This is a genomic window from Pseudomonas sp. LBUM1664, from assembly GCF_059695895.1.
Window position 1 is genome coordinate 270,748 of sequence record NZ_CP166791.1, and the last position, 22,206, is coordinate 292,953.

20 protein-coding genes are annotated in these 22,206 nt (G+C 61.1%); 14 read left to right on the forward strand and 6 right to left on the reverse strand.

Going from position 1 to position 22,206, the window contains the following annotated elements:
* Positions 1-24 precede the first annotated feature (24 nt).
* From pepP to gcvH, 7 genes are all read left to right on the forward strand, one after another.
* On the forward strand, positions 25-1,359 hold the full coding sequence (gene pepP / locus ACA047_RS01270) for a Xaa-Pro aminopeptidase (RefSeq protein WP_497355963.1): 1,335 nt from the start codon (positions 25-27) through the stop codon (positions 1,357-1,359).
* Positions 1,356-2,543, forward strand: coding sequence for a 2-octaprenyl-6-methoxyphenyl hydroxylase (gene ubiH, locus ACA047_RS01275; protein WP_497355965.1), 1,188 nt, complete (start codon positions 1,356-1,358; stop codon positions 2,541-2,543). Before pepP ends, ubiH begins: the two co-directional genes overlap by 4 nt.
* A gap of 67 nt (positions 2,544-2,610) precedes the next feature.
* On the forward strand, positions 2,611-3,828 hold the full coding sequence (locus ACA047_RS01280; protein ID WP_497360196.1) for a 2-octaprenyl-3-methyl-6-methoxy-1,4-benzoquinol hydroxylase: 1,218 nt from the start codon (positions 2,611-2,613) through the stop codon (positions 3,826-3,828).
* A gap of 140 nt (positions 3,829-3,968) precedes the next feature.
* A complete protein-coding gene (locus ACA047_RS01285; RefSeq protein ID WP_497355967.1) occupies positions 3,969-4,973 on the forward strand; it encodes an extracellular solute-binding protein in 1,005 nt (334 codons plus the stop codon).
* Between the two features lie 229 nt (positions 4,974-5,202).
* The gene (locus ACA047_RS01290; RefSeq protein ID WP_497355969.1) at positions 5,203-6,819 is read left to right on the forward strand and encodes an ABC transporter permease; all 1,617 of its coding nucleotides are present in this window, start codon (positions 5,203-5,205) and stop codon (positions 6,817-6,819) included.
* A gap of 156 nt (positions 6,820-6,975) precedes the next feature.
* Entirely contained in the window at positions 6,976-8,058 is a 1,083-nt protein-coding gene (gcvT, locus tag ACA047_RS01295) for a glycine cleavage system aminomethyltransferase GcvT (RefSeq protein ID WP_497355971.1), read from the forward strand.
* 51 nt (positions 8,059-8,109) lie between these two features.
* Positions 8,110-8,496: a glycine cleavage system protein GcvH gene (gcvH, locus tag ACA047_RS01300; protein ID WP_497355973.1), complete on the forward strand. Its 387-nt coding sequence runs from the start codon at positions 8,110-8,112 to the stop codon at positions 8,494-8,496.
* A 112-nt stretch (positions 8,497-8,608) separates the two neighbouring features.
* Here gcvH and ACA047_RS01305 read toward each other — a convergent pair whose 3' ends face one another.
* The 5 genes from ACA047_RS01305 to ACA047_RS01325 all read right to left on the reverse strand — a co-directional run bounded on the left by ACA047_RS01305 (position 8,609) and on the right by ACA047_RS01325 (position 12,767).
* Positions 8,609-8,929: a DUF2388 domain-containing protein gene (locus ACA047_RS01305; RefSeq protein WP_170846005.1), complete on the reverse strand. Its 321-nt coding sequence runs from the start codon at positions 8,927-8,929 to the stop codon at positions 8,609-8,611.
* 65 nt (positions 8,930-8,994) lie between these two features.
* Positions 8,995-9,444 carry an NfeD family protein gene (locus tag ACA047_RS01310; protein ID WP_497355975.1) on the reverse strand — a complete coding sequence of 150 codons (450 nt, stop codon included), beginning with the start codon at positions 9,442-9,444 and terminating at the stop codon, positions 8,995-8,997.
* A gap of 9 nt (positions 9,445-9,453) precedes the next feature.
* The gene (locus ACA047_RS01315) at positions 9,454-10,374 is read right to left on the reverse strand and encodes an SPFH domain-containing protein (protein ID WP_497355977.1); all 921 of its coding nucleotides are present in this window, start codon (positions 10,372-10,374) and stop codon (positions 9,454-9,456) included.
* Positions 10,375-10,499: 125 nt separating this feature from the next.
* Positions 10,500-12,284 (reverse strand): type IV pilus assembly ATPase TfpB, encoded by a 1,785-nt coding sequence (tfpB, locus tag ACA047_RS01320; protein ID WP_497355979.1) that lies wholly within the window; start codon positions 12,282-12,284, stop codon positions 10,500-10,502.
* 144 nt (positions 12,285-12,428) lie between these two features.
* On the reverse strand, positions 12,429-12,767 hold the full coding sequence (locus tag ACA047_RS01325; protein ID WP_497355981.1) for an ACT-like domain-containing protein: 339 nt from the start codon (positions 12,765-12,767) through the stop codon (positions 12,429-12,431).
* A gap of 126 nt (positions 12,768-12,893) precedes the next feature.
* Between ACA047_RS01325 and ACA047_RS01330 the strand changes: the two genes are divergently transcribed.
* Positions 12,894-13,364 carry an Lrp/AsnC family transcriptional regulator gene (locus ACA047_RS01330; RefSeq protein WP_497355983.1) on the forward strand — a complete coding sequence of 157 codons (471 nt, stop codon included), beginning with the start codon at positions 12,894-12,896 and terminating at the stop codon, positions 13,362-13,364.
* Between the two features lie 110 nt (positions 13,365-13,474).
* Here ACA047_RS01330 and ACA047_RS01335 read toward each other — a convergent pair whose 3' ends face one another.
* A complete protein-coding gene (locus tag ACA047_RS01335) occupies positions 13,475-14,842 on the reverse strand; it encodes a CYTH domain-containing protein (protein ID WP_497355985.1) in 1,368 nt (455 codons plus the stop codon).
* A gap of 158 nt (positions 14,843-15,000) precedes the next feature.
* On the opposite strand from ACA047_RS01335, the gene argE reads away from it, so the two are divergent.
* The 6 genes from argE to ACA047_RS01365 all read left to right on the forward strand — a co-directional run bounded on the left by argE (position 15,001) and on the right by ACA047_RS01365 (position 22,196).
* Positions 15,001-16,158, forward strand: coding sequence for an acetylornithine deacetylase (argE, locus tag ACA047_RS01340; RefSeq protein ID WP_497355987.1), 1,158 nt, complete (start codon positions 15,001-15,003; stop codon positions 16,156-16,158).
* A gap of 133 nt (positions 16,159-16,291) precedes the next feature.
* On the forward strand, positions 16,292-17,590 hold the full coding sequence (gene argA, locus ACA047_RS01345) for an amino-acid N-acetyltransferase (RefSeq protein WP_045157255.1): 1,299 nt from the start codon (positions 16,292-16,294) through the stop codon (positions 17,588-17,590).
* A 474-nt stretch (positions 17,591-18,064) separates the two neighbouring features.
* Positions 18,065-19,387 carry an OprD family porin gene (locus ACA047_RS01350; RefSeq protein ID WP_497355989.1) on the forward strand — a complete coding sequence of 441 codons (1,323 nt, stop codon included), beginning with the start codon at positions 18,065-18,067 and terminating at the stop codon, positions 19,385-19,387.
* A gap of 289 nt (positions 19,388-19,676) precedes the next feature.
* Complete coding sequence (locus ACA047_RS01355) at positions 19,677-20,315, forward strand: peroxiredoxin (protein ID WP_497355991.1); 639 nt, start codon at positions 19,677-19,679, stop codon at positions 20,313-20,315.
* A 236-nt stretch (positions 20,316-20,551) separates the two neighbouring features.
* Positions 20,552-21,145: an NADPH-dependent FMN reductase gene (ssuE, locus tag ACA047_RS01360; RefSeq protein WP_497355993.1), complete on the forward strand. Its 594-nt coding sequence runs from the start codon at positions 20,552-20,554 to the stop codon at positions 21,143-21,145.
* A gap of 85 nt (positions 21,146-21,230) precedes the next feature.
* Positions 21,231-22,196: a sulfonate ABC transporter substrate-binding protein gene (locus tag ACA047_RS01365; protein WP_497355995.1), complete on the forward strand. Its 966-nt coding sequence runs from the start codon at positions 21,231-21,233 to the stop codon at positions 22,194-22,196.
* Positions 22,197-22,206 lie beyond the last annotated feature (10 nt).

Sequence of the window (22,206 nt, forward strand, 5' to 3'; positions counted from 1 at the left end):
CCTGAAGGGGAACACCGTCTGCCCATGATTCATATCCCGAAATCGGAATACAGCCGTCGCCGCAAGGCCCTGATGGCGCAGATGGAGCCCAACAGCATCGCAATCCTGCCCGCCGCTGCCGTTGCGATCCGCAACCGCGACGTCGAGCACGTCTACCGTCAGGACAGTGATTTCCAATACCTCAGCGGCTTCCCCGAGCCGCAAGCGGTGATCGTGCTGATGCCCGGCCGGGCTCATGGCGAGTACGTCCTGTTCTGCCGCGAGCGCAACGTCGAGCGTGAGTTGTGGGACGGCCTGCGGGCCGGCCAGGAAGGGGCGATCCGTGACTATGGCGCCGATGATGCGTTTCCCATCACTGACATCGACGACATCCTGCCGGGCCTGATCGAAGGCCGCGACCGGGTGTATTCGGCCATGGGCAGTAACCCGGAATTCGACCGGCATTTGATGGAGTGGATCAATGTGATTCGCTCCAAGGCCCACCTCGGCGCCCAGCCGCCGAACGAATTCGTTGCCCTGGATCACCTGCTGCATGACATGCGCCTGTATAAATCGGCGGCAGAAGTGAAGGTGATGCGCGAAGCGGCGCGGATTTCTGCCCAGGCGCATATTCGGGCCATGCAGGCGGCCCGTCCGGGGCTGTATGAATACAGCCTGGAAGCCGAGCTGGATTATGAATTCCGTAAGGGCGGGGCGAAAATGCCGGCCTATGGCTCGATCGTCGCATCGGGTCGCAACAGCTGCATCCTGCATTACCAGCAGAACGACGCGCTGCTCAAGGATGGCGACTTGGTGTTGATCGACGCCGGTTGTGAAATCGACTGCTACGCCAGTGATATCACCCGCACCTGGCCGGTCAACGGCAAGTTTTCGCCCGAACAGAAGGCGATCTACGAAGTGGTGCTGGCGGCCCAGGAAGCCGCGTTTACCGAGATTGCGCCGAATAAACATTGGAACCAGGCCCATGAAGCGACGGTCCGGGTCATTACCGAGGGGCTGTTGCGCCTGGGGCTGCTGGAGGGTGAGGTGGACGAGTTGATCGCCAGCGAAGCCTACCGGGCGTTCTACATGCACCGCGCCGGCCACTGGCTGGGCATGGACGTGCATGACGTGGGCGAATACCGGGTCGGCGGCGAATGGCGGGTACTGGAGGTCGGCATGACGCTGACCGTGGAGCCGGGCATTTACATCGCCCCGGACAACCGCAACGTAGCGAAAAAATGGCGCGGCATTGGCGTGCGCATCGAGGACGACGTGGTAGTGACCAAAACCGGTTGTGAAATCCTGACCCGAGGTGTGCCGAAAATGGTCGACGAAATCGAGGCCCTGATGGCCGCCGCACGGACTCAAGCGGCATGAGCCGGGTCAACCTGGCGATCATCGGCGGCGGGCTGGTCGGCGCCAGCCTGGCGCTGGCCCTGCAGGCCGGAGCCAAGGCCCGGGGCTGGAAGATCGTGCTGATCGAGCCCTTTGCCCCCGGCGACGCCTGGCAGCCGAGCTACGATGCCCGATCCTCGGCGTTGTCGTTCGGGGCCCGGCAGATTTATCAACGCCTGGGTGTCTGGCAGGAAATCTCCCGTCGTGCCGAGCCGATCAAACAGATCCACGTGTCCGATCGCGGGCGGTTTTCCACGGCGCGGCTGTCGGCCATGGAAGAAGGTGTGCCGGCCCTGGGCTACGTGGTGGAAAACGCCTGGCTCGGCCAGTGCCTGTGGCAAGGCCTGGACAAGGAGGTGGTCAGTTGGCGCTGTCCGGCGCAAGTCACCCGGATGGAGCCTCTGGTCGGTGGTTATCGCCTGACCCTTGACGATGAAACCACCCTGGAGTGCGACCTTGCCGTGCTGGCCGACGGCGGCCGTTCCGGCCTGCGGGAACAGTTGGGCGTCGGCGTGCGTAACCGGCCTTACGACCAGAGTGCGTTGATTGCCAACCTCACACCCAGCGAAGCCCACAATGGCATGGCCTTCGAACGTTTTACCGATGACGGCCCTATGGCCTTGCTGCCACTGCCGGAGAATCGTTGCGCGCTGGTCTGGACCCGTCAGGGCATGGACGCGCAACGCCTGGCGGCCCTCGACGACCGCAGCTTCCTCAGCGAATTGCAGGGCGTATTCGGTTATCGCCTGGGCACGCTGAAACAGGTGGGCGCGCGGCATCTGTATCCGTTGGCGCTGGTAGAGGCCGAAGAACAGGTACGTCCGCACCTGGCGATCCTGGGCAACGCGGCCCACAGTCTGCATCCGATTGCCGGGCAAGGGTTCAACCTGTCCCTGCGCGATGCCCAGGCCCTGGCCGATGCCTTGCTCGACAGCGAAAGCGAGCCTGGCGATTTTGCCGTGTTGCAAGCCTATCGCGAGCGCCAGCGGATGGATCAGGCCCTGACCGTGGGGTTCTCCGATCAGGTCACGCGCCTGTTCAGCAGCAACCTGCCGCTGGTGTCCCTGGGCCGCAACCTTGGCCTGCTGGGGCTCGATCTGTTGCCCCCGGCCAAGCGCTGGTTCGCCCGCCAGGCCATGGGCCTGGGGACACGTCCCGATGCGTGAGGCTGGGGTTGATTTTTCTTTTCATGGGCGGCTGACGCCGCCAGTTAAACAGGCTTAAAGCATGGAATTGCGTGCAGATCTGCTGATTGTCGGCGCTGGTATGGTCGGCAGCGCCCTGGCGCTGGCGTTGCAGGACAGTGGCCTGCAAGTGCTGTTGCTCGACGGCAGCCCGATGAGTGTCAAACCCTTCGATCCCCAGGCTGCATTCGAGCCCCGGGTCAGCGCCTTGTCGGCGGCCAGCCAGCGGATCCTCGAACGCCTGGGCGTCTGGGACGGCATCACTGCCCGACGCGCCAGCGCCTATACCGACATGCACGTCTGGGACGGCAGCGGCACCGGGCAGATCCACTTCTCGGCCGCCAGCCTGCATGCCGAGGTGCTGGGGCACATTGTTGAAAACCGCGTCGTGCAGGACGCCTTGCTGGACCGTCTGCATGATTGCGACCTGGGTCTGCTGGCCAACGCACGGCTGGAGCAGATGCGTCGTTCCGGTGATGACTGGCTGCTGACCCTGGCCGATGGCCGTACCTTGCGGGCGCCGCTGGTGATCGCCGCCGACGGTGCCAATTCTGCCGTGCGCCGGCTGACGGGTGTCGTAACGCGAGAGTGGGATTACCTGCACCACGCCATCGTCACCAGCGTACGCAGCGCCCGGCCCCATCGAATGACGGCATGGCAGCGCTTCACCGACAACGGTCCGCTGGCGTTCTTGCCGCTTGCGCGCGACGGCCAGAAGGATTGGTGCTCGATTGTCTGGTCCACCACTCCCGGCGAGGCGCAGCGCTTGATGGCGCTCGATGACGCCGGTTTCTGCAACGAGCTGGAGCGGGCCTTCGAAGGCCAGCTCGGCACGGTACTGAGCGCAGACCCGCGCCTGTGCGTACCGCTGCGCCAGCGTCATGCCAAGCGCTACGTGGCCCAAGGGCTGGCGTTGATCGGCGATGCCGCCCACACCATTCATCCGCTGGCCGGGCAGGGGGTGAACCTGGGGTTTCTCGACGCCGCCGTGTTGGCCGAAGTGCTGTTGCAGGCGACCGGGCGGGGCGAGCGGCTGGCGGACGTGAAGGTGTTGAGCCGTTACGAGCGGCGGCGCATGCCCCATAACCTGGCGCTGATGGCAGCGATGGAAGGTTTCGAGCGGTTGTTCCAGGCCGATCCGCTGCCGGTGCGCTGGTTGCGTAATACCGGGCTGAAGCTGGTGGACAGCCTGCCCGAAGCCAAGGCGCTGTTCGTGCGCGAGGCGCTGGGGTTGACCGGGGATTTGCCGGCGCTGGCCAAGGCCTGAGAATTTGTAGTGGGGCGGAACAAACACCCTTACTTCCTGCCTGTGCAACATTTGGAAACGGTCCAGCCAAGTGTTCGATTGAGATGCCAAATGTGAGTCCTTATCATTTGCGCTCGTTCATATACCGAGAGACCGCTCCTATGTTGGCACCCAAGCGCCTGCTGTCCGCCCTCGCCTTGATCCTGGTCGGCTCCACTGCCGTCCAGGCCGCCGATGAGGTGGTGGTCTACTCCTCGCGTATCGATGAGTTGATCAAACCGGTCTTCGATGCCTACACCAAAAAAACCGGCGTATCGGTGAAATTCATTACCGACAAGGAAGCCCCGCTGATGCAGCGGATCAAGGCCGAAGGCGAAAACGCCACCGCCGACCTGCTGCTCACCGTGGACGCCGGCAACCTCTGGCAGGCCGAGCAGATGGGCATTCTCCAGCCGTTCACCTCCCCGGTGATCGACGCCAACATCCCGCCACAATATCGCGCGTCTTCCCACGCCTGGACCGGTTTGAGCCTGCGGGCGCGGACCATTGCCTACTCCACCGACCGGGTCAAACCCGACGAACTGAGCACCTACGAAGCCCTGGCGGGTAGCGAATGGGAAGGCCGTCTGTGCCTGCGCACCTCGAAGAAGGTCTACAACCAATCCCTGACCGCTACCCTGATCGAAACCCATGGCGCGGAAAAAACCGAAGAAATTCTCAAAGGCTGGGTCAGGAATCTGTCCACCGACGTGTTCTCCGATGACACCGCGCTGCTTGAGGCGATCAACGCCGGGCAGTGCGACGTCGGCATCGTCAATACCTACTACTACGGCCGCCTGCATCAACAGAAGCCGGACCTGAAGGTCAAACTGTTCTGGCCGAACCAGACCGACCGTGGCGTGCACATCAATCTCTCCGGCATCGGCCTGACCAAGCACGCACCGCACCCGGAAGCCGCGAAGAAGCTGGTGGAGTGGATGACCACGCCTGAGGCGCAAAGTATCTTCGCCGACGTGAACCAGGAGTTCCCGGCCAACCCGAAAGTGGAGCCGTCCAAGGAAGTTGCCGCCTGGGGCAAGTTCAAGGCCGATACCTTGCCGGTGGAAGTGGCGGGTAAGCGCCAGGCCGAAGCCATTCGCTTGATGGATCGCGCTGGCTGGAATTAAAACAAATGCCAAAGGCAGAATGCCGATGATGTGTGGCGAGGGAGCTTGCTCCCGCTGGGCTACGAAGTAGCCCCAAAATCTCAGATCACGGTTTTATCCGGTAGATCACAGCAGACATTTTGGGAGGGCTTCGCCCTCCAGCGGGAGCAAGCTCCCTCGCCACATAGGTCATTTGCCAGATATCTATGCATGTAACGCGTGGGCACAATCATTTAAACGAGAATTCCCCTTGACCCACCCCGTCCAACGCCGCTGGTACCCCCTGGTCTTCGCCATCGCTGCGCTGGTCCTGTTGCCTTTGAGTGTCCTGCTGCTGTCCTGGCAGAGCATCGACCAGCAGATCTGGTCCCACCTGTGGGACACGCAAATGCCGCGCCTGTTGGGCAACACCCTCACGCTGATCCTTGGAGTGGGTGTCGGTGTGACGTTGCTCGGTGTCAGTCTTGCCTGGCTCACCAGCCTGTGTGAATTCCCAGGCCGACGTTGGCTCGACTGGGCCTTGATGTTGCCGTTTGCGATTCCCGCCTACGTGCTGGCGTTTGTCTTCGTTGGCTTGCTGGATTTTGCCGGCCCGGTGCAAACGCTGATGCGTGAATGGTTCGGCAGCGGCCTGCGCCTGCCCAGGGTCCGTTCCACCGGCGGGGTGATCCTGGTGTTGGTGCTGGTCTTTTACCCTTACGTTTATTTGCTGGCCAGAAGTGCGTTCCTGGCGCAGGGCAAGGGGCTGATGGAAGCGGCCCGGGTGCTTGGGCAATCGCCGTGGCAGGCGTTCTGGCGAGTGGCGCTGCCAATGGCCCGGCCGGCCATCGGTGCGGGCGTGGCGCTGGCGTTGATGGAAACCCTGGCAGATTTCGGCGCGGTGTCGGTATTCAACTTCGACACGTTCACCACCGCCATTTACAAGACCTGGTACGGCTTCTTCAGCCTCTCCAGCGCTGCCCAACTGGCCAGCCTGCTGTTGCTGGCGGTGATGCTGGTGCTCTACGGCGAACGCCGGGCCCGCGGTGCCCACCGGGCAAGCAACGAACGCCCCCGGGTCAAGGCGCTCTACCCTTTACACGGGCTCAAGGCCGTGGCGGCCAGCGGTTGGTGTTTGCTGGTGTTCGCCTGCGCGTTTGTCATTCCGGTGCTGCAGTTGGTGGTGTGGTTCTGGCAGCGCGGTCGTTTCGATCTGGACGAGCGTTACGCCGGGCTGATCGTTCACACCCTCTACCTGGGCGGCCTGGCGGCGCTGATCACCGTTTGCGTCGCCTTGCTGCTGGCTTTCGCCCGACGTCTGGCGCCGACCCGGACCATTCGCGCCGGCGTCGGCCTGGCGAACCTGGGTTATGCCTTGCCTGGTTCGGTGCTGGCGGTGTCGATCATGCTTGCGTTCAGCTATCTGGATCGCGAACTGGTCATTCCGCTGTCGACCTTGCTCGGCGGCGCGGGCAAACCGTTGTTGCTGGGCAGCCTGTCGGCTCTGCTGCTGGCGTATCTGGTGCGCTTTCTGGCCGTGGCCTACGGTCCGCTGGAAAGCAGCCTGGCGCGAATCCGGCCGTCGTTACCCGAAGCAGCACGCAGCCTTGGGGTCAGTGGGCCACGACTGTTTTTCAAAGTGTATCTGCCGCTGCTGTTGCCCGGCACCCTGAGCGCGGCGTTGCTGGTGTTCGTCGATGTGCTCAAGGAAATGCCCGCCACCCTGCTGATGCGCCCGTTCGGCTGGGACACGCTGGCGGTGCGGATCTTCGAAATGACCAGCGAGGGGGAGTGGGCTCGAGCCGCATTACCGGCTCTGACCCTGGTGCTGGTGGGATTATTGCCGGTCATCGGATTGATACGACGTTCGGCCTATCGAAGCCGCTAGGTGTCAGTCCTACATCATGCGGCTACAATGCGCGGCATTCGGTGCGGTCCGTCTGTCGGACCGGGTAACTGAGCGCGGCTGAAAACGCCTTTTTCCAAGGTGTTCACGCTGTGCAGTGCCCGTCCGCACCTTCGCCAAGCCCGGAAGGAGAAACCCATGGGACAGCGTACGCCTCTGTATGACCTTCATCTCGCCTTAGGCGCGAAGATGGTCGATTTTGGCGGTTGGGATATGCCTCTGCATTACGGCTCGCAGGTCGAAGAGCACCATCAGGTGCGTCGCGACTGCGGCGTGTTCGATGTATCCCACATGACCGTGATCGATGTCGCCGGTCCCCAGGCCAAGCCTTGGCTGCAGCGCCTGCTGGCCAATGACGTCGACCGCTTGCAGGACACCGGACGTGCCCTGTACAGCGCCATGCTCAACGAGCGCGGCGGCATCGTCGACGACATGATCATCTACCGTGTCGAGGACGGCTATCGGCTGGTCTTCAACGCCTCGACTCGCGATCAGGACCTGGCCTGGATGCAGGCGCAGCTCGGCGAGTACGACGTGAAACTGCGTGAGCGTCCCGAATTGGCGATGCTGGCCATCCAGGGCCCCCAAGCCCGGCACAAGATCGCCGAACTGGTCACACAGTCGCGTGGCCAGTTGATCCAGCAACTCAAGCCCTTCGAAGGACGTGCCGACGGTGATTGGTTCATCGCCCGTACCGGCTATACCGGTGAAGACGGGCTGGAAATCGTCCTGCCGGCCCATGAGGCCCCGAGTTTTTTCAACGATCTGGTGGGTGCCGGCATTTCTCCCATCGGCCTTGGCGCCCGCGATACCTTGCGCCTGGAGGCCGGCATGAACCTCTACGGCCAGGACATCCACCAGGACGTTTCCCCGCTGGCTTCGAACATGGCGTGGAGCATCGCCTGGGAGCCGGCGAGCCGGCAGTTCATCGGGCGCAGTGCGCTGGAAGCCGAACTCGCTGGCGGTGTGCAGCACAAACTGGTCGGTTTGGTACTGGAGGAGCGCGGTGTTCTGCGCGCCCATCAGGTGGTTCGCATCGCCAATGTTGGCGAAGGGGAGATCACCAGTGGTAGTTTTTCTCCTACGCTTAGCAAGTCGATCGCCCTGGCACGTGTTCCGATGGCCACCGCCGACCGTGCCGAGGTAGAAATTCGTGGTAAGTGGTACCCGGTACGGGTGGTCAAGCCGACCTTCGTCCGCCATGGCAAAACCCTGATCTAACCTTTTGCGGCGGGCCGCTGGCCGCTGACACTTCTCTTGAGGACACAGAATATGAGCAACATCCCTGCCGATTTGCGTTTTGCCGAAAGCCATGAGTGGGCTCGCCTGGAAGCTGACGGTACCGTTACCGTGGGCATCAGCGACCACGCGCAGGAAGCCTTGGGTGATGTGGTGTTTGTCGAGCTGCCTGATGTCGGCATCGTTTTTGCCGCGGGGGACCAGGCCGGTGTGGTGGAGTCGGTCAAAGCTGCTTCCGACATCTATGCGCCGATTGCTGGCGAGGTGAGCGCGGTCAACGAAGAGCTGGGCGGTTCGCCGGAGCTGCTGAACTCCGACCCGTACGGTGCCTGGATTTTCAAGCTCAAGCCTTCCAATGCCGACGGCGACTTGGCCAAGCTGCTTGATGCAGCTGGCTACAAGGCTGCTATCGGCGAGTAACCCGGACCTTGTGGGAGCGAGCCTGCTCGCTCCCACAAGGTTAGTGCGGCACTGCAAATCGCCAGGCAAAAAAATGCCGCTCATTCGAGCGGCATTTTTCATGGGCCTGGAATCAGTCCTGGGCGACGGCGTTTTTCGCCAGGATCGCGTTGGCCAGTTCCATGTCGGTGGCCTGCAGGCCTGGGTTGTCGGCACGGACTTTCTGCATCGCCGCTTCCAGGTACGGACCACGGATACCGCCATCACTGGCGACGAAGCTGCCAGCGTCGTCCTGGGCGGCGACGATCAGCTTGTGATCCTTGAAGGTCAGGTAGGTGGAACCGGTGGTCGCACCGGACGAGATGACGTTACGCCAAAACGTGTCGGCCATTGCCGAGCCAACAGGAAGAGACAGCAAGGCTAGGGTAGCGACAGCAAGTTTGAGACGCATGATAGGTGACTCCACTGGGTTAACTATACGTTTTGAGCGCCAACGCCCCAGTTCGGTTCCATGCCCCATCAGTCCTGCCGTTCCACCTTCAATATCGCGCCTTCCTGCGAAACCACCCTGACCCGCGTGCCAACGGGCGACTCAGGGCCTTTAACCAGCCACACCCCGTCAGCGACCTTGATCTTGCCGCGCCCGTCGACAATGGCCTCGTGCACCTGGAAGATCTTGCCGATCAGCTCCTGTCCGCGCAGATTCAGGTGCGGCTGATCGCTTTCGCGAACGGCACTGCGCTGGCGTCGCCACCAGTACAGTGCTGTCGCCATGGCGAACAGGCCGAACAGTAGGAACTGCATCTCCCATGACAACTGCGGCAGGATGAAGGTCAGCACTCCGACTGCTGCCGCCGCCATGCCGATCCATAGTAGATACCCGCCGGCACCGAATACTTCCAGGATCAGCAGGACGACGCCTAGCGCCAGCCAGTCCCAATACGACATGTGTTGCAGGAAAGCCCACATACGCGTGCCTCAGGCTTTCTTGCTGTCGAACGTGGCCTTGACTATCTCGCCGATGCCACCGACCGCACCGATCACCTGGCTGGCTTCCAGCGGCATCAGGATCACCTTGCTGTTGTTGGCCGAGGCCAGGCGGCCCAGGGCGTCGATGTATTTTTGTGCAACGAAGTAGTTCACGGCCTGGACATTACCGTCGGCAATCGCCTCGGATACCACCTTGGTGGCCAGCGCTTCGGCTTCTGCCTGGCGCTCACGGGCTTCGGATTCCAGGAATGCGGCCTGACGGCTGCCTTCGGCTTCAAGAATCTGCGCCTGTTTCTTGCCTTCTGCAGTGAGAATCGCCGACGCCCGCAAGCCTTCAGCTTCCAGGATCTGGGCGCGCTTGATCCGTTCTGCTTTCATTTGCCCCGACATGGCGGCCATTAGGTCCGCCGGTGGGCTGATGTCCTTGATCTCGATCCGGGTGATCTTGATGCCCCAAGGCGCCGTGGCTTCGTCGACAGTGCGCAGCAGCTTTTCATTGATGCCATCACGCTGGCTCAGCATCGCATCCAACTCCATGGAGCCGAGCACGGTACGGATATTGGTTTGCAGCAGGTTCCGAATGGCGTGTTCGAGGTTGTTGACCTCATAGGCTGCCTGGGCCGTGTTGACCACTTGGAAGAAGCACACCGCGTCGATCTGCACCGTGGCGTTGTCGGCGGTGATGACTTCCTGTGGTGGAATGTCCAGTACGCTTTCCATGACGTTTATCTTGCGGCCGATGCGGTCCATCACGGGAATGATGATGTTCAGGCCGGGCTTGAGCGTGTTGGTGTAGCGCCCGAACCGTTCGACGGTCCATTGGTACCCTTGGGGCACGACCTTGAAACCCATGAACAGGATGGCGACCACCAGGCCGACAAAAAGTAAAAGTACGGTACCGATCTGCATAACTGTTCCTTGTTCGAATGCGATGAGTCGCGATCCTGAGTGTAGGGCAAGCGGCCACTGTCTTCGCTATGGTTATGTCCGGTTTGTTTGCAGGAGTTTTCCGATCCGTAGTCGGTGGGGCCGCCCTATTTCTGTTCGCTTTGCGGCGTCACGCGTAGGACCTCTTCAACGGTGGTCAACCCCGCGGCTACTTTTTGTGCGCCCGAAAGCCGCAGGCTGCGCATGCCTTCCTTGAACGCCTGGCGGCGCACGGCCAGCAGGTCGGTGTCGGGGTGGATCAGCGCCTTGACGCTGTCGGTCATTTGCATGATTTCGTAGACCCCGGCGCGGCCGCGATAACCGGTGTCGCGGCACTCCAGGCAGCCCACGGCCTGTTGGGCGTTGCTCGGCATTGGAGCCTGCCAGGGGCGCGTCAGGGTTTGCCAGTCGTCTTCGTCCAGGGTCAGAGGCGCCTTGCAATGGGGGCACAGTGTGCGCACCAGGCGCTGGGCCATGACCCCCAACACCGTCGCTTTGATCAAGTAATGGGGCACGCCGAGTTCCAGCAGGCGGCTGATGGCGCTCGGCGCATCGTTGGTGTGCAGGGTCGAGAGCACAAGGTGCCCGGTGAGCGCGGCCTGGATTGCCATTTCGGCGGTTTCCAGGTCGCGGATCTCGCCGATCATGATGATGTCCGGGTCTTGTCGCATCAGTGCGCGTACACCGGCGGCGAAGGTCAGGTCGATGTTGTGCTGGACCTGCATCTGGTTGAAGGACCCCTCGACCATTTCAATCGGGTCCTCGATGGTGCAGAGGTTCACCTCCGGTGTCGCCAGTTTCTTGAGAGTGGTGTAGAGGGTGGTGGTCTTGCCGGAACCGGTCGGCCCGGTCACCAGGATGATGCCGTTGGGCTGGCGGGTCATGTCCTGCCAGCGGCGCAGATCGTCGGCAGAGAAGCCGAGCTGGTCGAAATCCTTGAGCAGCACTTCCGGGTCGAAGATCCGCATGACCATTTTTTCGCCGAACGCCGTGGGCAATGTCGACAAGCGCAATTCCACTTCGCCGCCGTCCGGGGTCTTGGTCTTGACCCGGCCGTCCTGGGGTTTGCGTTTTTCCGCGACGTTCATCCGCCCCAGGCTCTTGAGGCGACTGATGATGGCCATCGTCACCTGCGGCGGGAATTGATAGACAGTGTGCAGTACCCCGTCGATGCGAAACCGCACCGTGCCCTGCTCGCGGCGCGGCTCGATATGAATATCGCTGGCACGCTGCTGGAAGGCGTACTGGAACAGCCAGTCGACGATATTGACGATATGCGCGTCGTTGGCGTCCGGCTCCTGATCACTGGCGCCCAGGTTGAGCAGTTGTTCGAAATTGCTCAGGTTGCTCGGTTGCTGATCGACCGTGGTGGCGCCGCTGACCGATTTGGCCAGGCGATAGAACTCCACGCTCAGGCGCTGGATATCCACCGGGTTGGCGACCACCCGCTTGATCGGCAGCTTGAGCACATGGGTCAGGTCTGCTTCCCAACTGCTGGCGTAGGGTTGGGCGCTGGCCACGGTGACGGCGTCGCGATCGACCGCCACCGCGAGAATTTTGTGGCGCTGGGCAAAGGCATAGGACATCAGCGGCGTGACGGCCGCCACGTTGATTTTCAGCGGGTCGATACGCATGTAGGGCTGGCCGGCCTGCTGGGACAACCACAGGGTCAGGCTCTCCAGGTCCAGACGCTTGCCGGGCCGGCTGAGATCGTCCAGATGCTGGTTTGCGATGAACTCCAGTGGATGCAACTGGGCATTGGCGCTGTGGCGTCGGCGGGCATTGAGCGCGGTTTCGGCTGAATCCTGGCTGATGAAGCCCTGGGTCACCAGTTGGCGCAGCAGAACATTGAGGTCCAGCCAGCGGTCCTGAGTGGCGTGTTTGGTGGACATGCGGATTCCTATTGGACAATTGCAGCAAAGCCGCGATACAGACGCTTCGGCGTCTTGGCTCGGTCTGCAAAAGAATAGTCCTGACCACATGCACCGTTGGGCCACTACCCGACCAATGCGTTTCGAATTCTTGCCTGCGGGCCCTCAACCCAACGCCTGGGTCGGCTCAACCCGCGCAATATCAGCGTCTTGCAGGTGCACCGAGCACACGCTGATCAGGTTACGTAATTTTTCCGCGATGACCTGGGCACGGTGCCAGCTCAGCCCCTCCATGACGATCTCCAGGGACAGAAGGTCGTGCTGGCGCTCGACGTGAACCTGTTGCGGTGTGAGGCCCTGCAAGGCAAACAGGTTCAGCGCCCGGCACAGCAGATCCGGTTCGGCTTCGGCCAGCAACTGGTACTCCATACGGCAATGGGCATTGGTGGCGTGCCAGACGTCGGCGCGGGTCGGGGCAGTGGCGACGGCTTCGAGTGGGGGCATGGTCGATCTCCTGGAGTGCGGGAGAAATATTTACATGCGCCACGGGGTTTTTCTTATCTAAAATGAACGTTTTTTACGCTTCAGTGAATCAAGTGATTCTCTAGCCTAGTCTTTACGGGTTTATTTATGCACAGCGAACTGGATGGCTACGACCGCAGGATACTGGCGCTGCTGCAAGAGGATGCCTCGCTGTCCAGCGCGCAGATTGCCGAACACGTGGGTTTGTCCCAATCGCCGTGCTGGCGACGGATTCAGCGGATGAAGGAGGAGGGGATCATTCGCGCTCAGGTGACGTTGCTGGATCGTAAGAAAATCGGCCTCAATACGCAGATTTTCGCCGAGATCAAACTCAACGCCCACGGCCGTTCGAACTTCACCGAATTCACCGAGGCGATCCGCGGCTTTCCCGAGGTGTTGGAATGTTATGTGCTGATGGGGGCGGTGGACTTCCTGCTGCGCATCGTCACGGCGGACATCGAGGCGTATGAGCGATTCTTTTTCGAGAAACTGTCGATGGTGCCGGGGATTCAGGAAGTGAATTCGATCGTGGCGCTTTCGGAGATCAAGTCGACGACGAGTTTGCCGGTGGTGCGCTGAGCTGGCATCTGTGGTGAATGTGCTGGCCCCTTCGCGAGCAAGCCCGCTCCCACAGGGGTCTCTGTCGTGCAGAAGATCCAGTGTGTGCGGGCTTGCTCGCGAAGGCGCTATTACAGACGCAACAAAGTCTTCCAAGCGCGATTCTGATACACCGCAATCGCCTGTTGCTTGCGCGCGTCCAGGATTTCGTCGGTGATCGGCTCGTTAGCCAGTTGCGCCAGTTTGTTCAGCTCCCCGTAGAGGCGGTCCATTTCCGGGATTTCCAGTACTTGGCGGGCATGGTGCAGCCAGGCCTGGATGCGTTCAATGCGCGGCAGTTGCTCGGCCAGGTCTTCCGGCTGTTGCTGATAGCGCTGCAACTGCAGGGACGAAGATTCTTCGCCCAGCAGGCGCGGCAGCCAGCTGCCCAGCTGCGCCGCGCCCTGGCGATTGCCACGGGTGTTGCGCTCGGCGGTCCAACTGCGGGCCAGCAACCAACGTGAAGTGTTGAGGGAGAACAGGCCCCAGCGCGGGTCTTGCAGCTCTTCAAGGAACTGTTCCGGCGCCGCCTTGCGTACGTCTTCGTCGTCCAGGCCGGCCTGGACCAGTGGGCGCCAGTCTTCCAGCAACGCGTCCAGGGTGGCGCGCAAGTCGTGCGTCGATTGGCGCGGTGCGGCTTGGCCGAGGCTGCTGAGCAGGGCGCGCAGTTCGGCCAGGTTTTCGACCCAGTCCTGCAACAAACGCCAGTGGCCGTTAAAACGGTATTGCTCGGCCAGGCGCTGGCTGCTGCCCAGCAAATGCCAGCTCAGCGCGGCGAAGGCTTCATCCAGCGGCATTTCGGCGGTCAGTTGCGGGGCCGGCAGGCTCAGGGCATAGCTGCTCGCGTCATGCAGGCGATAGCCACGCTCGGCCTTGCTGATGTCGCAAGGCATCAAGGGCAGGGTCGCGGCCAGCTCGGCGGCCAGTTCCAGCAGAGCGGCGGGCTCGCCTTCGCGCAGCTCCAGCTCCAGCTCGCAGATTTCTTCCTTCTGCTTGCCGACCACGACGTAGCCCAGGTCCAGCGCGGCTTCGATGACCACTTTGCTTTTGCCACGACCCCAGGCGATTTCGGCGCGTTCACGAACGAAGTCGGTGGTGAAGATGGCCTTGAGGGTTTTTTTGTCCAGTTCGGCCAAGGCCTCTGGCCAGCATTCGCCGTCGAGTTTTTTCAGGTCAAGCTTGGCTTTTGGCAGGTGCCAGTCGTATTCGTTGCGCTCGGACAGGCCGGCGATGCTCTGGCCGCGGGTCTTGAGGGTCTGGATCACCTCTTCACCGTCGCGACGCAGGCGCAGGGCGACCTTGGCCCGGGCCAGGTCACGCTCGGGGGTATCGAAATACTGGTTCGTCAGTTCATGGCGTTCCCAGCCACTTTTGTTGCGTTTTTTCAGCAGCGGGTGCTCGCGCAGGGCTGCCAGGGTCTCGCGGCTGACGCGGAGTTTGATTTCGGTTTCTTTCTGCATGGCCGGAAAATCCAGGGATCAGGTGCGCAGCCGGGGGAAGGTGTGGCTGCCAAGGCCGTGCAGTGTACAGGACTCATCCGTCCTACGCGCCGCGGCGGTTTATTACTGGTGCTTGATGGTTCTATGATGGACATCAATTTGTAAGCCCGGAGTCAGCGATGCCTTTGCCATCCATGAAAGATCAGTTCGCTGCCCTGATCGCCGCGCCTTCGGTCAGCTGTACCCAGCCCAATCTAGACCAGTCCAACAGTGCCGTGATCGAACTGTTGGCAGGCTGGCTCGGCGACCTCGGGTTTTCCTGTGATATCCAGCAGGTCAGCCCTGGTAAATTCAACCTGCTGGCCAGTTTTGGCAGCGGTCCCGGCGGCCTGGTGCTGGCCGGACACAGCGACACGGTGCCGTACGACGGTGCGTTGTGGCAGACCGATCCGCTGAAACTCACAGAGGTCGATGGCCGCTGGGTGGGCCTGGGCAGTTGCGACATGAAGGGTTTTTTCGCCCTGGCCATCGAAGCGGTCAAGCCCCTGCTGGATCAGCCGTTCAAGCAGCCGCTGTTGATCCTCGCCACCTGCGATGAAGAAAGCTCCATGGCCGGCGCCCGGGCCCTGGCCGATGCCGGGCGGCCGTTGGGGCGCGCGGCGGTGATCGGCGAGCCGACCGGCCTCAGACCCATTCGCCTGCACAAAGGCGTGATGATGGAGCGCATCGACATTCTCGGGCGCAGCGGCCATTCCTCCGACCCGAGCCTGGGCCACAGCGCCCTCGAAGCCATGCACGACGCCATGGGCGAACTGCGCGGCCTGCGCCTGCAATGGCAGCGTGAATTCCGTAACCCGCAGTTCAGCGTGCCGCAGCCGACCCTGAATTTCGGCTGCATTCACGGTGGCGACAACCCCAACCGGATCTGCGGCCAGTGTTCCATGGAATTTGACCTGCGACCCCTGCCAGGCATGGACCCGCAAGTGTTGCGGGCGGCGATCCAGCAGAAGCTCGACCCCATCGCCGAGCGACATCAAGTCAAGATCGACTATGCGCCGCTGTTCCCCGAAGTGCCGCCGTTCGAGCAGGCCGAGGACGCCGAATTGGTGCGCGTAGCCGAGCGACTCACCGGCTATCGCGCCGAAGCAGTGGCGTTCGGCACCGAAGCGCCTTATCTTCAGCGCCTTGGCTGCGAAACCCTGGTGCTCGGCCCTGGCGATATCGCCTGTGCCCACCAGCCGGGCGAGTACCTTGAAATGTCACGTTTGCAACCTACCGTGCAGTTGTTGCGGCAATTGATCGGACATTACTGCCTGACATCGGCCACGGCCGGCTAAATTGCCCACATCCGGGCCCGTATTCATGAGGAGAGCGCGCGTGTCGCCAAGCCTGTTCCGACGATAACCACCAGCCCGCTGTGCGTTCTGTTTCGTCTTTTTTCGGCTGTTATTTATTTACAGGCCCAGGTTCATGCCCGAATACGTCAATTGGCTTCGTCACGCTTCGCCTTATATCAACGCCCACCGCGATTGCACCTTCATCGTCATGCTGCCCGGCGACGGGGTGGAACACCCCAATTTCGGCAACATCGTCCATGACCTGGTGCTGCTGCACAGCCTCGGCGTGCGCCTGGTGCTGGTCCACGGTTCGCGCCCGCAGATCGAAACCCGCCTTGCTGCACGGGGCCTGACGCCCCATTACCACCACGGCATGCGCATCACCGATGCCGCGACCCTGGAATGCGTGATCGACGCTGTCGGCCAATTGCGCATTGCCATCGAGGCGCGTCTGTCCATGGACATGGCGTCCTCGCCAATGCAGGGCTCACGGCTGCGGGTCGCCAGCGGCAACCTGGTTACCGCGCGGCCCATCGGCGTGCTGGAAGGCGTGGACTATCACCACACCGGCGAAGTACGCCGGGTTGATCGCAAGGGCATCAATCGCCTGCTGGACGAGCGCTCCATCGTGCTGTTGTCGCCGCTGGGCTATTCGCCCACCGGGGAGATTTTCAACCTCGCCTGTGAAGACGTCGCCACCCGGGCGGCCATCGATCTGGCGGCCGACAAGCTGCTGCTGTTCGGTGCCGAACAGGGGCTGATCGGCGAAGACGGCCGGCTGGTGCGCGAGTTGCGTCCGCAACAGGTCCCGGCCCACATGCAACGCCTGGGCAGCGACTATCAGGCCGAACTGCTGGATGCGGCGGCCCAGGCTTGCCGTGGCGGCGTAGCCCGCAGCCACATCGTCAGCTACGCCGAAAACGGTGCATTGCTGGCCGAGCTGTTCACCCGCGATGGCAGCGGTACGCTGGTGGCCCAGGAACAATTCGAGGTGGTACGCGAAGCGGCCATCGAAGATGTCGGCGGCTTGCTGGACCTGATCAGTCCGCTGGAAGAGCAGGGGATTCTGGTACGCCGTTCCCGCGAAGTGCTGGAACGCGAGATCGAGCAGTTCAGTGTGGTCGAGCGCGAAGGCATGATCATCGCCTGCGCCGCGCTGTACCAGATCGCTGATTCGGACGCCGGGGAACTGGCCTGCTTGGCGGTGAATCCGGAATACCGCCATGGCGGGCGCGGTGATGAGCTGCTGGAGCGGATCGAAACCCGCGCCCGTGCCCAAGGGCTCAAGACTCTGTTCGTACTCACCACTCGCACCGCCCATTGGTTCCGCGAACGAGGCTTCGAACCCAGCAGCGTCGAGCGTCTGCCGGCGGCGCGGGCGTCGCTGTACAACTATCAGCGCAATTCGAAAATCTTCGAGAAATCCCTGTAGGCCTAATGCTTCATCCTGCGTAGGACTTGTCGCAGGCTGCGATCTTTTTGATTTCAGACAATGAATCGTCTGATAGAAAGCCTTCAAGATCGCAGCCTTCGGCAGTCCAACGCGCAGTGATTGGAGATTTGAGAGTGGCGCAGCGCTTCGTAATTATTGCCCCCTGGGAAAGCCCCGACAGATCGTCATTCAGTAATCCGCAGTCCGGCCGATATGCCGTGTCACGGTTGACGACGCTCGGCTGGCAGTTATATTTCCAATTGGGCTGAAAACTTTTGAAACAATTCTTTTTGGAATGATAAAGAATCTATTATCCTGCGGGCCGGTATAGCGGAGGTTAGACCATGGTCGTAGTCATAAATGGTTACGATTGACTTGTCAGTCACGGTCTGGCGCTAATCGCGCATCCGCGGAATCCGGGCATTCGATCCGGACCAAAGATACACAAGAATTAGAAAACGAGAGGAGCGAAGCATGAACAAGTCCACCTTGGCACTGGCTGTGGCCGTTGGGGTTTTGGCGCAGCAAGCAGGCGCCGCTGGTTTTATCGAAGACAGCAAGGCTACCTTGGGTCTGCGTAATTTCTACATCAACACGGACAACCGTGATTCGGCTGCTACCTCAAACAAAGCTGAAGAGTGGGGTCAGGCTTTTGATCTGCGCTTCATTTCCGGTTACACCCAAGGCACTGTCGGCTTCGGTCTCGATGCCATCGGCCTGCTGGGTATCAAACTGGATTCGGGCGGCGGCACTAACGGTGCTTCCAACAACTCCTACGGCGGCACGATCTTCCCAAGCAAGTCCAACGGCGAAGCAGTGGATAACTACTCCAGCCTGGGCCTGACCGCCAAAGCCAAGATCTCCCAGACCGAACTGAAGCTGGGTACCCTGCAGCCAAAACTGCCGGTGATCGTGACCAACGATGGTCGTCTGCTGCCACAAACCTTCCAGGGCGGCCAGATTACTTCGAACGATATCAAGGACCTGACACTCGTTGGCGGCCAGATCGAGCACGCCAAAGGTCGTAACTCCAGCAACAACGAAGAGTTGTCCATTGCCGGTGCGAACGGTCGTACCGCAAGCGGTCGCGACAGCAACAAGTTCATCTATGGTGGCGGCGACTACAAGGTCACCAAGGACCTGACGGCCCAGTACTACTACGGCAACCTGGAAGACTTCTACAAGCAACACTTCCTGGGTCTGACCCACAACTGGGCAATCGGCCCGGGCGTACTGAAGTCCGACCTGCGTTATTTCAACAGCCGCAGCGACGGCGCCAACGGCAATGACTCCACCTACTACACCACGGGTTACTACGGTGGCACCACCACCAAGGGCAAGGTCGACAACAACCTGTACAGCGGCCTGTTCCTGTACTCCGTTGCCGGTCACACCTTCGGTGGCGGTTATCAGGTCAGCAACGGCGACAGCGACTTCCCTTGGCTGAACCAGGGTGACGGCTCGTCGGCTTACCTGACTACCGACATGCAAATCACCAAGTTCGCCCGTGCCGGTGAACGCACTTGGCAGGGTCGCTACTCGTACGACTTCGCCAAGCTGGGTGTACCTGGCCTGACCGCTGGTCTCATCTACCTGCGCGGTGACAACATCGGTAACGCTACCGGTGACAAGTCCGAGTGGGAGCGTGACATCACCGTGGGCTACGTTGTGCCGGAAGGTAAGTTCAAGAACGTGGGTGTGATGTGGAAAAACGCTACCTGGCGCAACGACATTCCAGGTCAGCGTGATCAGGATGAGAACCGTCTGATCGTCAGCTACGCGTTCTCGCTGCTGTAAGCAAACGCGTTCGCGTAACGAAAAAAGCCCCGCCCGGCAACACGCCGGGCGGGGCTTTTGCGTTTTCGAGTCAGGCCCACCCCTGTAGCCTTTCTCGAACCTTCTCCTTTTAAGCAGCTTGAGGCCTTAACAAACCTCGCCTACGATCTTGGTGTGGTGTGCGGCTTGCTACCAGTGAACAGTTTTTTAATATTCTTAATTGGTCTAAATAAATCAATATTTATTCTTTTTAAAGCATTCAAAACCCGTGCACAGTGGATTCAACAAGACCTCATTCAGGAGCCACATCATGAGCCTCAGACTGGGCGACATCGCCCCCGACTTCGAACAGGATTCCAGCGCCGGCAAGATTCGCTTCCATGAATGGCTCGGCGATAGCTGGGGTGTGCTGTTTTCCCACCCGGCGGACTTCACCCCCGTGTGCACCACCGAGCTGGGTCTCACCGCCAGGCTCAAGGATGAGTTCGCCCAGCGCGGCGTCAAGGCCATTGCCCTCTCCGTGGACCCGGTGGACTCGCACCACAAATGGATCGAGGACATCAACGAAACCCAGAACGCCGTCGTCAATTTCCCGATCCTGGCCGACGCCGACCGCAAGGTCTCGGACCTGTACGACCTGATTCACCCCAACGCCAGCGATACCTTGACCGTGCGCTCACTGTTCGTGATCGACCCGAACAAGAAGATTCGCCTGACCATCACTTACCCGGCCAGCACCGGGCGCAATTTCAACGAAATCCTGCGGGTGATCGACTCCTTGCAGTTGACCGACAACTACAAAGTCGCCACCCCGGCCAACTGGCAGGACGGCGATGAAGTGGTGATTGTGCCGTCGCTCAAGGATGAAGAGGAAATCAAACGCCGTTTCCCCAAAGGCTACCGCGCCGTGAAGCCCTACCTGCGTCTCACGCCTCAGCCTAACCGCTAAACGCAATCCCTTGTGGGCGCGAGCAAGCTCGCTCCCACAAGGTTCTCTGCACCAAGGGTTTTGGCCGTTTCGACGGCCTTTTTTATTGCCTTGAAAAAGGCAGGTTATATATCTCTATATCGCATAACCAAATGAATAAATATGATTTAAAGATATATAAATCCCCTGTTATGGTTTGTTCCATACAGCGAGATCGCCCACCGCGAATCGCACGTGACATTTAAGGAATGGTTGGCATGTTGGTCGTCTCACTCGGTGGTAGTCCCAGCCAGCGTTCCCGTTCCGGGGTGCTGCTGGAGCGCTCGCAACGCTGGTTGCAGCAGCAAGGTGTGGAAGTGGTGAGCTATCAGGTGCGCGATTTCCCGGCCGAAGATCTGCTCCATGCCCGCTTCGACAGCCCGAAGGTGGTCGACCTGCTTGCGCAGATCGAAAACGCCGACGGCCTGTTGATCGCCACGCCGGTGTACAAGGCGTCATTTTCCGGCGCGCTCAAGACTGTGCTGGATCTGCTGCCTGAACGCGCCCTGGCTCATAAGGTGGTGCTGCCCATGGCCACTGGCGGCAGCATCGCCCACATGCTGGCGGTGGATTACGCCCTCAAACCGGTGTTGTCGGCGCTCAAGGCCCAGGAAATGCTCCATGGCATTTTTGCCGAAGACAGCCAGATCGCTTATGGCGAAGGCAGCGCCCAGGCCCAATTGACGCCGGCACTGCAACAGCGTCTGAACGAAGCGCTGGAGCAGTTTTTCAGCGCCATGGCCCGTCGGCCCAAGCCGTTGGACCCAAGCGTGTTGAACGAACGTTTGTTGAGTGCTCGCTGGAGCATTTGAACCCTAACTGATTTAACTCACCTTACTCAGCCGTCAACGGCCAAGCAGGTGCAGCCAAAACCCCACAGCAAAAAGGAGAGGCGCCATGCGCACTGTCATTTTGCGTCGCGGGCTGGTCGCTCTGTTTGCTGCGGCTGTGTCCTTCGGCGCCATCACCCAGGCTCAAGCCGAGACCTTGCGGATCGGCTATCAGAAATACGGCACGTTGGTGCTGCTCAAGGCCAAGGGCTCGTTGGAAAAACGCCTCGCCGCCCAAGGCGTCGACGTGCAATGGACCGAGTTCCCCGGCGGCCCGCAATTGCTCGAAGGCCTGAACGTAGGCTCCATTGATTTTGGCGTGACCGGTGAAACCCCGCCGGTGTTCGCTCAGGCTGCGGGCGCCGATCTGCTCTACGTCGCCTACGAACCACCGGCACCCACCAGCGAGGCAATCCTGGTGCCCAAGGGTTCGCCGATCCAGTCGGTGCAAGAGCTCAAGGGCAAGAAAGTCGTGCTTAACAAAGGCTCTAATGTCCACTATTTGCTGGTGCGGGCGCTGGAAGATGCCGGCCTCAAATACTCTGACATCCAAACCGTTTTCTTGCCGCCAGCCGACGCCCGCGCCGCGTTCGAGCGTGGCAGTGTCGATGCCTGGGTAATCTGGGATCCGTACCAGGCCGCTGCCGAGCAACAGCTGCAGGCGCGCACCCTGCGTGACGGCAAGGGCATCGTCGACAACCATCAGTTCTACCTCGCGACCAAACCCTATGCGCAAAAGCATCCTCAGGTCATCACGGCCCTGGTGGAAGAAGTGCGTGCAGTGGGCGAGTGGTCCAGGGCCAATCCTGAAGACGTGACCAAGCAGGTGTCGCCGCTGCTCGGCCTGCCTGCGGACATCACCCTGACCTCGGTGAAACGCCAAGGCTACGGGGCGTTGTTCCTCACGCCAGAGGTGGTGGTGGCGCAGCAGAAAATTGCCGACAGTTTCTATCAGCTCAAGCTGATTCCCAAGCCCTTGAGCATCAAGGACGTGATCTGGACGCCGCCGGCGGCCGTTGCGAACGCGCAGTAATTCGATCCCT

Excerpts from the sequence above, each read along its gene's own strand:
- pepP (WP_497355963.1), top strand. The coding sequence starts at position 25 with ATGATTCATATCCCGAAATCGGAATACAGCCGTCGCCGCAAGGCCCTG.
- ubiH (WP_497355965.1), top strand. The coding sequence starts at position 1,356 with ATGAGCCGGGTCAACCTGGCGATCATCGGCGGCGGGCTGGTCGGCGCC.
- ACA047_RS01285 (WP_497355967.1), top strand. The coding sequence starts at position 3,969 with ATGTTGGCACCCAAGCGCCTGCTGTCCGCCCTCGCCTTGATCCTGGTC.
- gcvT (WP_497355971.1), top strand. The coding sequence starts at position 6,976 with ATGGGACAGCGTACGCCTCTGTATGACCTTCATCTCGCCTTAGGCGCG.
- gcvH (WP_497355973.1), top strand. The coding sequence starts at position 8,110 with ATGAGCAACATCCCTGCCGATTTGCGTTTTGCCGAAAGCCATGAGTGG.
- ACA047_RS01310 (WP_497355975.1), bottom strand. The coding sequence starts at position 9,444 with ATGTGGGCTTTCCTGCAACACATGTCGTATTGGGACTGGCTGGCGCTA.
- ACA047_RS01315 (WP_497355977.1), bottom strand. The coding sequence starts at position 10,374 with ATGCAGATCGGTACCGTACTTTTACTTTTTGTCGGCCTGGTGGTCGCC.
- tfpB (WP_497355979.1), bottom strand. The coding sequence starts at position 12,284 with ATGTCCACCAAACACGCCACTCAGGACCGCTGGCTGGACCTCAATGTT.
- ACA047_RS01325 (WP_497355981.1), bottom strand. The coding sequence starts at position 12,767 with ATGCCCCCACTCGAAGCCGTCGCCACTGCCCCGACCCGCGCCGACGTC.
- ACA047_RS01330 (WP_497355983.1), top strand. The coding sequence starts at position 12,894 with ATGCACAGCGAACTGGATGGCTACGACCGCAGGATACTGGCGCTGCTG.
- ACA047_RS01335 (WP_497355985.1), bottom strand. The coding sequence starts at position 14,842 with ATGCAGAAAGAAACCGAAATCAAACTCCGCGTCAGCCGCGAGACCCTG.
- argE (WP_497355987.1), top strand. The coding sequence starts at position 15,001 with ATGCCTTTGCCATCCATGAAAGATCAGTTCGCTGCCCTGATCGCCGCG.
- argA (WP_045157255.1), top strand. The coding sequence starts at position 16,292 with ATGCCCGAATACGTCAATTGGCTTCGTCACGCTTCGCCTTATATCAAC.
- ACA047_RS01350 (WP_497355989.1), top strand. The coding sequence starts at position 18,065 with ATGAACAAGTCCACCTTGGCACTGGCTGTGGCCGTTGGGGTTTTGGCG.
- ACA047_RS01355 (WP_497355991.1), top strand. The coding sequence starts at position 19,677 with ATGAGCCTCAGACTGGGCGACATCGCCCCCGACTTCGAACAGGATTCC.
- ssuE (WP_497355993.1), top strand. The coding sequence starts at position 20,552 with ATGTTGGTCGTCTCACTCGGTGGTAGTCCCAGCCAGCGTTCCCGTTCC.
- ACA047_RS01365 (WP_497355995.1), top strand. The coding sequence starts at position 21,231 with ATGCGCACTGTCATTTTGCGTCGCGGGCTGGTCGCTCTGTTTGCTGCG.